The organism is Neobacillus sp. S1227 (assembly GCF_055385255.1).
Genome location: NZ_AP038276.1, coordinates 5,638,383 through 5,652,061, shown reverse-complemented (window position 1 = coordinate 5,652,061; position 13,679 = coordinate 5,638,383). Strand labels below are relative to the sequence as shown.

Below are 13,679 nucleotides of genomic sequence, written 5' to 3'. Positions count from 1 at the left end.
GGGACATTTTTCATAAATGGTCCCTGTTTTTCTTTAGTTGGCAAACTTATATGTCCAGAACCGTTCGTTGTTGATCCAGACCATGATTTGCGGGTCTTGGTTTTTTAGTTTTTCAGACACGTCGGCAAACATTTGCTCCGTTTGCGAGCGGTGGGCCTTGATGGCGGCAAGCTTTATTTCAGCGACAGGGCTGATATTATTGATGATGTCAGCTTCACCTAGTTTTTCAATACAATCGTTCGAGAACGCAACGCAGTGTAAGGTTGGCCGTGCGGCTTCAGGCAGCCTTTCGACAGCGCGGACGACGGCCGCACCGGTGGCGTCATGGTCTGGATGCACTGCATAGCCGGGATAAAAGGTGATAATCAAGGAAGGATTCAGTTCGTCAATCAAGGCGGACATGACGTCAGCAAGCTTTTCTTCATCCTCAAATTCAACTGTTTTATCGCGATAGCCGAGCATGCGTAAATCTTGGATCCCTAAAGCGCGGGCAGCTGCCTTTAGTTCCTCTTTTCTGATTTTCGGGAGATTTTCCCGATTGGTAAATGGCGGATTGCCCATATTGCGGCCCATCTCCCCAAGGGTTAAGCAGGCGTAAGTAACAGGGGTGCCATTTTTGATATGGGTGGCGATTGTCCCGGATACTCCAAATGCCTCATCATCCGGATGCGGAAAGACAACTAGGACATGGCGTTCTTTTTCCATTTTACATTCTCCTTTCAGGACTGACGCATGAACCGCTATTCAAATGGGGTCGGGCTGATTTCCAATGCGACAGCTAGTTTCCCATCATTGTCATGGCCGGCAAGCAGCAGCCGTCCCAATTCATCGATTTCAAAATGAGTGATGCCTTCAGCGTAAATCCAGCCAAGGTTAATTTTTAAGCCCACCCGGTAAGGGCCTTTTCCGGTAATTTTCCCTATTTCATATTGGACTTTGGCATTGCGAATATATGCACCTGCCGAAAAAAATGATTGATCGCGATGTGAGGCGTAGGCACCGTTTGTGGTTTCAAGGTGAATATATACTTCTTTATTTACGAAGCTATTAATGGCTTCCTGTACTTGTTTGGTGTTCACTAGTTCCAAGCTGAGTCCTCCCTTCCCGTTATTTCTTATAAAAAATTGGATTTAGTCTACGAGATATTTTTCTTTAAGAATGTAACTATCATACTAAAATTGGATAAAAAATGCGAAATGAATGCTCGGTTAAAATATATGTTGATTTCCGCTCCACTAAGGAAAGCTTCCTTTGAATAATCATCGCAGGGACAGGCTGCTCTTTGCCTGTCCCGAGGGGCTCGCTTTCCGCGGGCGGTTCGGGGAGCCTCCTTTAGCGCCTCTGGCGCCTGCGGGGTCTACCCTGTCCCGTACTCCCGCAGGAGTCTCGCCCCTTCCGCTCCAATCAACTTGGTTGAACAACATTCAGCTTATTTATGAAAAAAGAGCTGAACGTTATGTTCAGCCCTTTATATTCCTTTATAAGTTACTCAGCGCAGTCATCACAATATTCGGTTTTGCTTTGTGAACCGCGGTAGGCGCCGTGCCAGGTTGGTCCCACGTATTCGTTTAGGCGGAAGCCCTGTTCGATCGCAGCTGCGATAAAGTCCTTCGCCACTTCGACTGCTTCAAAGACCGATTTTCCTTTCGCAAGTTCAGCTGTGACCGCGGATGAGTAGGTGCAGCCTGCGCCGTGCGTAAAGGTTGTATTATATTTTGGCGATTCATAAATTCTGAATTCCTTGCCATCATAAAGAAGATCAACAGCATTTTCTTCGGATTGAAGCTTGCTGCCGCCCTTGATGAGAACATTTTTTGCCCCCTGGTCGAAAATTTTTACAGCGGCTTCCTTCATTTCCTCTACTGTTCTCGGCGTTTTCATGCCGGCAAGCTGTCCGGCCTCGAACAGATTTGGTGTCACCACTAAACAGCGCGGCAATAAAAGCTCACGCATCGCATCGGTCGTTTCCGGATTTAACACCTCGTCTTCGCCTTTACATACCATGACAGGATCAATTACGACACGCTCTAGCTTGTGCGCATCAATGGTTTTTGCGGCAAGTTCAATTAACTCAACCGTTCCCAGCATACCTGTTTTCATGGCATCGATACCGACGGATAGAATGGTTTCCAGCTGCTTATCAAGAATATCCGATGCAATTGGGAACACGTTATGATGCCAATTGTCTTTAGGATCCATCGTGACGATGCATGTCAGGGCGCTCATACCATATACGCCAAGCTCCTGAAACGTCTTCAAGTCCGCCTGAAGCCCGGCCCCGCCGCTTGAATCCGAACCGGCGATTGTCATTACTTTCTTGATGCTCATTATGTACTCCTCCTAAGATACGCTGAATTTCACCCTATTATTATAATTCACCAGCACAAAAACAACCAAAAATTTCAATTGCACATCTACAACAAGTCCTTTTCGCCTATCGAAAGTGTTTGACAAACTAGTGAAATATCCGTCCTTTTTACTATTCTTGCGGATTTATTGTGATAAAAATTACTTTCTAAAAATTCATCCAAAAGTACGATTATTTATGAGAAATACTCTCCTAAAGGTGGTGGGAAACCAATGAACCACAAAAGTTGTCCCGACGAATATCCCATTTCATTAATGATTAACGGATACGAAATGGCAGTTTTCCAATTGACAAAATTTGACCTCGAGGATTGGACATACGGGTATTTGTTTTCTGAAGGATTTATTCAGGCTGCAAATGATATTGAGTCCATCGTCATCAATGAAGATATGGGAAGCATCCATGTCACATTAAGCGCAGACTTTAATGAAGAGCAGGTCTTTTTAAAGAAGAAGCATTACACAGCAGGCTGCGGCAGGGGCGTCACATTTTTTTCAATGACGGATGTTAAGAACTTCGAAAAGGTTACATCAAATCAAACCTATCAGCTTAGCTATCTTTTAAAAAAACGCAGCGAATTTGCTCAAAACTCCCGCTTTTATTTGGAAACAGGCGGCATGCATGGCGCCTGCATTGTGGATGAAGAGGGGAATATCACCATTCGTGAGGATATCGGCCGCCATAATGCCGTCGATAAGATTATCGGACACGCTTTGAGAAATCGCTTACAGCCTGACAGGCTTGTACTTCTTACAACCGGCAGGGTTTCATATGAAATGCTCTCAAAAGCAGCTAAATTTGGCTTTCCTGTTATCGGCTCGCGCACGGCTGCCACTAAGCAGGCCATTCAGCTGGCGCGGTACTTAAATATAGAAGTCATCGGCTATTTAAGGGGAAAAATGGCGATGGTCTATACTGCTGCAGGCAGGGTCGAAAATGATGTAAATCCAGAGCCGCTCTTGGATAGAAGCTTTGAAGGGGGGAATCAGCCGGTAGAACTATATAGATAAACATAAAAAATGGGATGTTCTATTCATTACTCTTGGGAAGGAGATTGGAAATGGTTGAAATGAACCTAAATCGCCGGCAATTTTTAAAGCTTTCCGGTGCAACCGCTGCCACACTAGCGATTGTTGAACTGGGCTTTAATGAGCAAAAAGCCTATGCGAAATCAAAAGAATTCAAAATTGCCAAAGCTGCTGTAACACCAACCATTTGCTGTTTTTGCGGCGTCGGCTGCGGAATTTTGGTCCATACAAAGGACAACACAGTGGTTTATACGGAGGGGGACCCGGATAACCCAATTAATGAAGGCAAGCTATGCAGCAAAGGAACAACACTCAGACAGTTATACACTTCCGAAAAGCGGATGACGAAACCGCTTTATCGTGCTCCTGGCAGCGATAAATGGGAAGAAAAAGACTGGGAATGGATGCTCGATACCATTGCCAAACGTACAAAAGAAAGCCGAGATAAGTCATTTATCGTTTCCGAAAATGGCGTCACTGTCAACCGGACAGAAAAGATCGCCAGCCTTGGCGGTGCGGCACTCGATAACGAAGAAACATATTTGGTTTCAAAATTGATGAGAGGGCTTGGCGTTGTCTATTTGGAACACCAGGCACGAATATGACACAGTTCAACGGTTGCCGGTCTGGCACCATCGTTTGGACGTGGAGCAATGACAAACCACTGGAATGACCTGCAGCATACAGATTGCGCGTTAATTATGGGCGCAAACCCTGCAGAGAATCATCCAATCAGCTTCAGATGGCTGACAAAAGCAAAAGAAAACGGCGGAAAAATCATCAGTGTTGACCCGCGTTATACTCGGACATCAGCGGTATCTGATATTTACGCCCCGCTTCGTTCCGGAACAGATATTGCGTTTCTTGGCGGAATGATTAAATATGCACTCGAAAATAATCTTATTCACAAAGAATATGTTGTTAACTATACAAACGCTTCCTTTATCGTTGCGGATGGCTACGATTTCAAAGATGGCCTATTCTCTGGTTATGACCAAACAAAACGCACTTATGATAAAACAAAATGGGCTCTTGCTGCAGGACCGGATGGAAAACCGGTAACGGATCCAACCTTGGAGAACCCTCGTACTGTTTTCCAATTACTGAAGAAGCATTATTCACGCTATGATTTGGATACGGTTTCATCTGTTACAGGAACACCAAAAGAAGATTTATTAAAGGTTTACAAGTCATTCTGTGAAACTAGCAAAGTCGGCAAAGCAGGAACCATTCTATATGCAATGGGTACAACCCAGCATACAGTCGGTTCGCAAAACGTCCGTGCTTATGCGATTATCCAGATGCTGTTGGGTAACATTGGCCTGCCAGGGGGCGGAATTAACGCGATGCGCGGGGAATCGAACGTCCAAGGCTCCACAGATTTTGGGTTATTATGGGATAACCTGACCGGTTACCTAGCCATTCCGAAAGCATCAGTACCTGAGCACGCGACACTTGACGGCTACTTGAAAAAAGAAACACCCCCTTCAGGCTATTGGAGCAACAGACCTAAATTCGTGGTCAGCCTGCTAAAGTCTTGGTACGCGCAAAATGCTACAGCCGAGAACGAATTTGGCTATCAATATTTACCTAAACCGGGGGCAAAGAACTACTCGCACATTTTCTTATTCAAAGCAATGTACAATAAAGAGCTTGACGGTGCATTCCTATGGGGGACAAATCCGGTTGTCGGCGGACCGAATGCCGGCAAGGAAAAAGAAGCACTTGGCAACTTAAAATGGCTGGTTGCTGTTGACCTTTGGGAAACAGAAACAGCGGCCTTTTGGAAAAAAGAAGCGGGCAGCGACCCATCGAAAATCAATACCGAGGTATTCCTGCTTCCAGCATCGGCATCATTTGAAAAGGAAGGGAGCATCTCCAACAGTTCACGTTGGATGCAGTACCGTTGGAAAGCCATTCAGTCAAAAGGAGAAGCCAGACCAGACCTTGATATCATTCACGAGCTCGCGCTTAAACTGAAAAAACTCTATGCCGGCGACACAAGTGCTGCGGCAGCGCCATTTTTGGCTCTTGATTGGAATTTTGGAACCGGTCCTGAATGTGACATAGACCTGGTTGCCAAGGAAATCAATGGTTGCGACCTGACAACTGGCAAGCTGCTTCCTGGTTTTGGGGCCTTAAAAGCCGATGGAACAACTACCAGCGGAAACTGGATTTATAGCGGCTTCTATCCTGAAGAAGGCAAGAACAAATCAAAAAGCCGTGACAATAAAGATACTGGCGGACACCACTATCTTAACTGGTCATTTGCTTGGCCAATGAACCGCCGTGTTCTATATAACCGTGCTGCTGCGGATCCGAGCGGTAATCCGTGGAGCAAGGAAAAGGCCATCATTTGGTGGGATGCCATCCAGAATAAATGGGTCGGCAACGACGTTCCAGACTTTAATGCAACATTAGCACCAACAGCACCAGGCGGTACTGGCGCAATCATGATGAATAAAGACGGTGTAGGGCTGATTTATGCACCAACGATGAATGAAGGTCCCTTCCCTGAACATTATGAGCCGTTTGAAAGCCCGGTTCCAAATGCCTTCTCATCTGTGGAATTAAACCCTGCCGTTGTGATTCATGATGGCGAATTCAACAAGAAAGGTTCAAAAGGAACTTACCCAATCATAGCGACAACCTACCGGGTATCTGAACACTGGCAGTCCGGTTCGATGACCCGAAATCAAGAATGGCTGTCAGAAATCTCCGGTTACATGTTTGTTGAAATAAGTGAAGAACTCGCAAAAGAAAAAGGCATCAACAACAAAGATAAAATCATTGTCAGCTCAGCACGCGGTGAAATCACTGCCTACGCAATGGTTACGAAACGGTATAAGCCTTTCAAAGTAAGAGGCAAAGTAGTGCACCAAGTGGGAATGCCATGGCATTTTGGCTATAAAGGATTTGTTACGGGAGATACAGCTAACCGCCTGACTCCGCACATTGGAGATGCTAACACGCAAATTCCAGAATACAAAGCATTCCTCTGTGATGTAAGGAGGGCTGACTAATGGCTAAAGAATATGTGAAATTCGTTGATGTGACCAAATGTGACGGCTGCAAAGCCTGCATGGTGGCCTGTAAAAACTGGAACGACCTGCCTGTTGAAGAGACAGCATTCCAGGGCAGTGCCCAGTCCCATCCAAAAACAACAGCCGATACCTGGAACGTCCTCCAGTACATCGAGCATGAGAATGCGGGAGGCGGTCTGGATTACTTGTTCCGCCACTCCTCCTGCTTCCATTGTACGGATGCGGCGTGTGAAAAGGTATGCCCTGAGAATGCCATTAGCTATACCGATTTTGGTTCCGTTGTCATCGACCATGACAAGTGTGTAGGCTGCGGCTATTGCGTCCAAAACTGTCCGTTCGAAGTAATTTCTCTAAAGGAATACAAAGATAAAAATGGTAAAGAGTACCGTAAAGCCCAAAAATGTACAATGTGTACCGACCGTTTGGAAGAGGGGTTGCAGCCTGCCTGTGTAACCACCTGCCATACGGGAGCAATGGAATTTGGCGATAAAGAGGCCATGATCAGAAAGGCTGAAAAGCGCGTCCAAGAAATCAAAAATCGATATCCAAATGCCCAGGTATACAATCCGCAAGGCGTTGGCGGCACACACACCGTTTATGTTTTAGCAGAAAAACCGTCTGTATACGGGCTTCCAGAAAATCCGAAAGTTCCAACCTCCGCAGTTGCCTGGAAGGATTACGCACAGCCAATTGGCAAGATGATGCTCGGTGCCACCACGATGGCTCTTGTCGGTGCGTTTGTGACAAACAAGTTGTTCAATAAAGAAGGCAAAGGTCACGAGGATGACGGAGGTGGAAGCCATGAGTAATCAGATAAAAGCTGATGTTAAAGTACGCCGCTTTCCAAAGGCGTTTGTATGGGCCCATGCAATCAATGGGATTTCCTTCTTTGCTTTGTACATTACGGCACTGCCGATGTATACCGAATTCTTTGACTGGCTGTATCCGGTGTTTGGCGGCCCGGCAAATGCACGGCTCCTGCACCGAATTTTTGCGGTCACATTCATTACGCCTACCTTCATCCTGTTGATTTTCAGCCCGCAGTTCCTGATGCTTTGGCTGAAGGAATTAATCACTTGGAAAAAACGCGATCTTGAATTTTTCAGCAGTTTCGTTAAAGAATTGTTCGGCTTTAAGTTTAAGCATATAAAACAAACCTTCTTCAACGCTGGGGAAAAAATCAACTCAATTCTGCAGATGTTCTGTGCAATTTTGGTTATTTGTTCAGGCTTCACGATGTGGTTCCCTGAGTATTTCCCGAGAGCTCTTGTGCAATGGGGCTACTTCTTCCACAACGTCGGCTTCGCTCTTGGTATGGCCGTTATTGTCGGTCACATTTACTTGAGCGTGATTCATAAAAACTCAAGACCAGGCTACTCCGGCGTCGTTACCGGTGAGGTTCCTGCTTGGTGGGCAAAGGATCACTACACTGAATGGTATGAAGAAGAAGTCAACAAGGGTAACTTCCCTGAGTTGGATGATCCGAAACATAAAAAAGGTGCGTAATTTTATGAGGAAAGGGGCTGGCTGTCTTTTATAAGGCAGCCATTCCCCTTTAAAAATGAGGAGAGGACTCGCCTTTTACAAGTAAGAGTGTGTCATCCGCAAGTTGTGGCGCGCCATCCGCAAGTTGTGGCAGGTTATGCGCAAGTAGGAGTGCCATCCGCAAGTTAGGGCAGGTTATGCGCAAGTAGGAGCGTGGCATCCACAAGTTAGGACCCATCATGCGCAAGTAGGAGCTCGTTATCCGCAAGTTGCTATTCGCAAATCCAAAAATCATTTTAAAAGAGGTGCAACAACAATGATTAAATCCGTTGTTTCAAAGGAATACCAGAACCTATGGAAGGAAATCGTTCAGCTTCAGGAAAAATGGAAGACGGGGATTGACCCAGACACGGTCATGCCCGATCTGGACAAGGCAGCGATGGCTGCAGGGGTGCCTGTTATTGATCTAACGGCTATTGACCTTGATATTTCATTATTCCAACAGTGGGTAGAGGATATAAATTCCGTACTCATAAAAGCAAGACCGGATCTTGAATCAATGCTTTCCGGCATCAGTAGTCTCCTTGACAAAGAGACGGTAATTCGCTGGATCGAAAATGCACAACTTTTAAATATGGATTATTTTCGTAGCTTTGCAGAGGAACATGGATTAGAAGAGTGGATTCCGCAATTCCTGGCTGAAATGATTTTCCGCCCCTACCTTCAAATGATTGCGGGAAAGGTCCAGGATTCTATTGAACATACCGTACCGTGGTCCGGCTGCCCAGTCTGCGGTGAGCCAGTTAGAATGGCAGTTTTAGAGGAAGATGGCAAGAAAGTTTGTCAGTGCCCGCGCTGTCTCGCTCAGTGGAAGGCGAAACGCCTGGAATGTTCGCATTGCGGCAATGAAGACTACCAAAAAATCAAATTTTTTTCGATTGAAGGGGACGCCGTTTCGCAAATACAGGTTTGCGAGGAGTGCAACGGCTATATTAAAATTATTGATACAAGGCAATATATAGAAAAACCGTCTGCTGCCATGATCGATTTAATATCAATCCATCTCGATTTTGTCGCGCAGGAAAACGGATTTAGCGCAGTGGGCGAGAAAAAAGTTACGAATTAAGAGGTACTGTCGATGAACGCTTCAGCAATTATTTTATCAGGCGGAAAATCCAGCCGAATGGGTACCAACAAGGCTCTATTAAAAATAAATGAGAAAACTAATATTGAAAGAATTAGAGACATACTTAAGCACTGTTTTAATGGTATAATTCTGGTAACCAATCATTTTGATGATTATGAATTTTTAGAACTGGAAATGGTTTCAGATGACTATCCCGGCATGGGGCCGCTCGCCGGACTTCATGCCGGTTTGAAAGCTTCCGAAAGCGATGTTAATTTTGTCGTCGCTTGCGACATGCCGTTTGTGTCCGGTGAGCTTGCCGAGACCATGGCGAAACTATGCGGCGATTATGATGCGGTCATCCCCGTAATCAACGGGAACCAGCATCCATTATTTGCTGTTTTTAAAAAATCAGCGGCGGCTGTGGCGGAAAGCTGTATTAGGGCGGGGAATCTCCGCATGAAACAGCTGCTAGACCGTCTAAATGTCCTTTATGTAACAGAAAAAGAGCTTGCAGGCTTTAGCCAAACAGAATTGGAGCGGGTCTTCTTTAACATGAACCACCCGGAGGAATACGAAGACGCGAAAAAGTGGGCCGAAAGCGAACTTTAGGGGGAAAAGAGAACCATGCAATTTTTCAAAGTAAAAACAGTGGAAGAAACATTTGCCTTGATAGACGAAATGATTCTGGCAACCCAACAAACAGAAGTAAGGGAGCTTTCCGAAGCCCTTCATTATATACTAGCCGAGCCGGTGACCGCGAAGGAGAATGTTCCCGGCTTTGACCGCTCGACCGTTGACGGGTATGCTGTCCGCGCGAAAGATACGTATGGTTCTTCCGAGTCCATGCCAGGCTTCCTGAACATTGCCGGGGAAGTCAAAATGGGCGAGGTCCCTGATGCAGCTGTCGGCTTGGGACAAGCTGTTTATATTCCAACCGGCGGGATGCTTCCCGCCGGCAGCGACAGCGTGTTGATGATTGAACATTGTGAGGATGTCGAGGGACTCCTCAATACATATAAACAAGTGGCGCCCGGAGAAAATGTTATCCGGGCAGGCGAGGATATCCGTGAAGGCGAGATTCTCCTTGAAAAAGGGATGAAACTCCGCGCACAGGAATTGGGCGCACTTGCCTCCTTGGGGATTACCCATGTCACCGTTTTTCGAAAAATTAAAGCCGGCTATCTGTCTTCAGGGGATGAAATTGTTCCCTATCAAACCGAAGCCTTAGCGGTTGGACAAATTCGCGATATTAACGGGTTGACGATTGCCGGACTGGCAAGCGATTGGAATGTCGAGGTTGTGTACGGCGGTATTGTCCGCGACGACTATGAGGAATTCAGCCAAAAAGCACGCGAGCTTTATGAGCAGGTGGACTGTTTGATTATGTCAGGCGGCAGTTCGGTTGGTGCGAAGGATTATACGACGGAGGTCATTCAGTCTTTGGGTGAGCCCGGCGTGTTTGTGCACGGTATTTCGATCAAGCCCGGCAAACCAACGATTTTAGCGGTGGCGGACGGCAAACCGGTGATTGGACTGCCTGGTCATCCAGCGTCGGCGATGATTATCTTCAAACTTTTTGGCGAGCGGATTTTAAAGAGGTTGTCTGGTGAAACTCTCGTGCCGAAGCCAGGGCATATTTTTGCAAAAATAACAAAAAACATCCCGTCGAGCCCGGGACGGTCAGATTATATCCGGGTCTGCTTGGAGGAAAGGGACGGCGAATGGTGGGCGGAGCCGATTATCGGCAAGTCCGGCTTGATTACGACGCTGGTGAAGAGTGACGGCATCGTGGAGATTAGTTCAGAAAAAGAAGGAGTTTCGCAGGGCGAGTATGTTCCTGTGATTCTATCCAGGTAAGGGGAGGACAGTCATGTACAAACGGAAAATTTACTTGGAAGATAAACCGCGCTTCGAGGCGCGAGATGAGATTCTTGCGGCTTTTGAGGCAACTCCGGAAGTTGAACTTGTTCCAACAGTTGAAGCCTTGGGCCGAGCAACGGCTGAACCGATTTTTGCGCCGGTATCGACGCCGCATTATCATGCTTCGGCCATGGACGGGGTGGCGGTTGTGGCGGAAAGCACGTACACGGCTCACGAGCAAAACCCCCTGCATTTAAAACTTGGTAAGCAGTTTGTTCACGTCGATACGGGAAATGCAATTCCGTCGCCGTTTAATGCGGTGATTATGATTGAGCATGTGCAGGTGTTGGACGAGGAGACGATTGAAATCATCGAGCCGGCGACACCGTGGCAGCATATCCGGCCGATTGGCGAGGATATCGTTCAGGAGGAAATGCTGTTTCCACAAGGGCATATTTTGCGGCCTGCAGATTTAGGGGTGCTCTTGGCATCAGGGCTGCTCGAGGTTCCAGTCGTGAAAAAACCGGTGGTAGCAGTGATTCCAACGGGAAATGAGTTAGTTGAGCCTGGCTTGGAAATGGCGCCTGGGAAAATAGTTGAATTTAACGGTACTGTGTTTGCTAACTTTATTAAAGAATGGGGCGGCGAACCGCGTTTGCATCGGATTGTCAAGGATGAGCCGGAGAAGATTAAGGCAGCGCTGCTTGAGGCAACTGAAACTTCGGACTTCATTGTCATCAATGCGGGGTCGTCGGCGGGACGGAGGGATTACACCGTCCATATAATTCAGGAGCTTGGTACGGTTTATACCCATGGCGTTGCGGCGCGTCCGGGCAAACCGGTTATTTTGGGTAAGATTAATGGTACGGTTGTGATTGGCGTACCGGGCTACCCGGTATCTGCGTATCTGGCGCTGGAATGGTTCGCGCGGCCGCTTGTCTGCAGGTACTTAGGTGTGCCGGAGCCAGAGCGGCAGAAGGTTACCGTCAGGCTTGGCCGGCGCATTGTTTCGTCAATGGGGGCTGAGGATTTTGTGCGAATGAATATCGGCTATGTGAATGGCCAATTTGTCGCTAATCCCCTGACAAGAGCAGCTGGGGTGACAATGTCTTATGTGCGGGCGGACGGATTATTGGTGGTGCCGCCGGATGTGATTGGCTATGAACAGGGCGAGCTGACGGAAGTGGAGCTGCTGCGGCCGCTGGAGGAAATTCGGAATGCCATTATGTTTACAGGCAGCCACGATTTGACGATTGACCTGCTATCATCGGCCTTGAAGCGGCTGCGGACGGAGATGAAAATCGTCTCCTCGCATGTCGGCAGCATGGCCGGGATTATGGCGATTAGAAAAGGCGAGGCCCATGTAGCGGGGATTCATTTGCTTGACCCTGAGACAAAACAATATAATATATCATATGTACGCCGGCTGTTGGCCGGGCAGGATGTTGTCTTGTATCCATTTTTGAAGCGCAAGCAGGGCTGGATATTGCCGAAGGGCAATCCGCTGGAAATAGGCGGCGTTCTTGATTTGGTGGAAAAGGGCGCGAACTTCGTCAACCGCCAGAAAGGCGCTGGCACGAGGATTTTGTTTGATATGCTGTTGGAGGAAGCGGGGCTTGAACCCGACGAGATAGCTGGCTATGACCGGGAGATGTTCTCTCATTTGGCGGTAGCGGCTGAAGTGAAAGGTGATGCCCGCGGCGCCGGCCTCGGCATTTATCCGGCGGCCAAAGCAATGGGCTTGGAGTTTGTTCCGGTTGCTGATGAGGAATACGATTTAGTTATGTCCAGAAGCTTTTACGAAAGTGAACAGTTCAAGCTGCTTGAGGAAATCATCCATTCTCCTGCCTTTAAGGCACAGGTGGAGAACATCGGCGGCTATCAAGTGGTGGAAAACGCCGAGCCAAAGGGCTTGGCTGAAGAGGTGATATAATTGAAGCTTTTCGAGATTTCTAAAGAACCGATTAATATACAGGAGGTCATTGACAAGGTGGTCCAGCGCGAAGCCGGCGCAATCACCACCTTTATCGGCACTGTCCGGGAATTGACCTATGGCAAAAAGACGTTATTTTTAATCTATGACGCATATGAGGCGATGGCTGTGAAAAAGCTGGAGCAGATTGGCCGCGAGATTGAAGAGCGCTGGGCGGGCTCTCGAGTGGCGATTACGCACCGGGTCGGACGCTTGGATATTACCGATGTTGCGGTTGTAATCGCGGTTTCTACTCCGCATCGGGCTGATGCCTATGAGGCGAACCGCTACGCAATTGAGCGGATTAAAGAGATTGTCCCCATTTGGAAAAAAGAGCACTGGGAGGATGGCGAGGAATGGGTCGGCAACCAGCTTGAAACAAAGGCCTATCCGAGCGGGAAGCCTGAGGAGGGTGATTTAAGTGAATAAAGTTTTGTTTTTCGCTCATTTGCGGGATGCGGTTGGCGAGGAGTTTCTGCAACTGGATGCCAGCGGAAAAACGGTGGCGCAGCTGAAGGCGGAGCTCGCTGAGAAGTACGACTTGCCGCGGATGGAAACGGTCATGACGGCCATTAATGAAGAGTTTGCTTCTAACGAAGAAGTGATTCAGGATGGTGACGAGATCGCGTTTATTCCGCCCGTTAGCGGGGGCTGAAATTAGATTCGCTAATAGAAGGCTTGAATTCGCTAATAGAACAGTGAAATTCGCTAATAAATAAAAAAATTTGTATGGGATAATAGCAAAATATAAATTAATGCCCTAAAAGCTCGCCCAAAAGGCGAGTTTTCTTCT

At 47.3% G+C, this 13,679-nt stretch carries 13 protein-coding genes and 1 pseudogene; 11 read left to right on the top strand and 3 right to left on the bottom strand.

Annotation, left to right across the window (positions count from 1 at the left end):
- Window positions 1-33 precede the first annotated feature (33 nt).
- From bshB2 to pdxK, 3 genes are all read right to left on the bottom strand, one after another.
- Window positions 34-705 (bottom strand): bacillithiol biosynthesis deacetylase BshB2, encoded by a 672-nt coding sequence (gene bshB2, locus ACZ5AE_RS28040; protein WP_464568174.1) that lies wholly within the window; start codon window positions 703-705, stop codon window positions 34-36.
- Between the two features lie 35 nt (window positions 706-740).
- Entirely contained in the window at window positions 741-1,088 is a 348-nt protein-coding gene (locus ACZ5AE_RS28035; RefSeq protein WP_464568172.1) for a YojF family protein, read from the bottom strand.
- A gap of 397 nt (window positions 1,089-1,485) precedes the next feature.
- Window positions 1,486-2,328, bottom strand: coding sequence for a pyridoxine/pyridoxal/pyridoxamine kinase (pdxK, locus tag ACZ5AE_RS28030; protein ID WP_464568170.1), 843 nt, complete (start codon window positions 2,326-2,328; stop codon window positions 1,486-1,488).
- 252 nt (window positions 2,329-2,580) lie between these two features.
- On the opposite strand from pdxK, the gene fdhD reads away from it, so the two are divergent.
- The 11 genes and pseudogenes from fdhD to moaD all read left to right on the top strand — a co-directional run bounded on the left by fdhD (window position 2,581) and on the right by moaD (window position 13,541).
- Complete coding sequence (gene fdhD, locus ACZ5AE_RS28025) at window positions 2,581-3,378, top strand: formate dehydrogenase accessory sulfurtransferase FdhD (RefSeq protein WP_464568168.1); 798 nt, start codon at window positions 2,581-2,583, stop codon at window positions 3,376-3,378.
- Between the two features lie 50 nt (window positions 3,379-3,428).
- Window positions 3,429-4,001, top strand: a complete 573-nt coding sequence (locus tag ACZ5AE_RS28020) for a twin-arginine translocation signal domain-containing protein (RefSeq protein ID WP_464568166.1) — start codon at window positions 3,429-3,431, stop codon at window positions 3,999-4,001.
- Window positions 4,002-4,013: 12 nt separating this feature from the next.
- Window positions 4,014-6,419: pseudogene (fdnG, locus tag ACZ5AE_RS28015) on the top strand (formate dehydrogenase-N subunit alpha); the annotation flags it as partial.
- Complete coding sequence (locus tag ACZ5AE_RS28010) at window positions 6,419-7,249, top strand: 4Fe-4S dicluster domain-containing protein (RefSeq protein WP_464568164.1); 831 nt, start codon at window positions 6,419-6,421, stop codon at window positions 7,247-7,249. The pseudogene fdnG and the gene ACZ5AE_RS28010, both read left to right, overlap by 1 nt.
- A complete protein-coding gene (locus ACZ5AE_RS28005; RefSeq protein WP_464568162.1) occupies window positions 7,242-7,946 on the top strand; it encodes a formate dehydrogenase subunit gamma in 705 nt (234 codons plus the stop codon). Before ACZ5AE_RS28010 ends, ACZ5AE_RS28005 begins: the two co-directional genes overlap by 8 nt.
- 295 nt (window positions 7,947-8,241) lie before the next feature.
- Window positions 8,242-9,051 (top strand): formate dehydrogenase accessory protein FdhE, encoded by an 810-nt coding sequence (locus ACZ5AE_RS28000; RefSeq protein WP_464568160.1) that lies wholly within the window; start codon window positions 8,242-8,244, stop codon window positions 9,049-9,051.
- Window positions 9,052-9,063: 12 nt separating this feature from the next.
- On the top strand, window positions 9,064-9,663 hold the full coding sequence (gene mobA / locus ACZ5AE_RS27995; RefSeq protein WP_464568158.1) for a molybdenum cofactor guanylyltransferase: 600 nt from the start codon (window positions 9,064-9,066) through the stop codon (window positions 9,661-9,663).
- 15 nt (window positions 9,664-9,678) lie between these two features.
- On the top strand, window positions 9,679-10,911 hold the full coding sequence (locus tag ACZ5AE_RS27990; RefSeq protein WP_464568156.1) for a molybdopterin molybdotransferase MoeA: 1,233 nt from the start codon (window positions 9,679-9,681) through the stop codon (window positions 10,909-10,911).
- Window positions 10,912-10,924: 13 nt separating this feature from the next.
- A complete protein-coding gene (locus ACZ5AE_RS27985) occupies window positions 10,925-12,847 on the top strand; it encodes a molybdopterin biosynthesis protein (RefSeq protein WP_464568154.1) in 1,923 nt (640 codons plus the stop codon).
- A complete protein-coding gene (locus ACZ5AE_RS27980) occupies window positions 12,848-13,315 on the top strand; it encodes a molybdenum cofactor biosynthesis protein MoaE (protein WP_464568152.1) in 468 nt (155 codons plus the stop codon).
- On the top strand, window positions 13,308-13,541 hold the full coding sequence (moaD, locus tag ACZ5AE_RS27975; RefSeq protein ID WP_464568150.1) for a molybdopterin converting factor subunit 1: 234 nt from the start codon (window positions 13,308-13,310) through the stop codon (window positions 13,539-13,541). Before ACZ5AE_RS27980 ends, moaD begins: the two co-directional genes overlap by 8 nt.
- Window positions 13,542-13,679 lie beyond the last annotated feature (138 nt).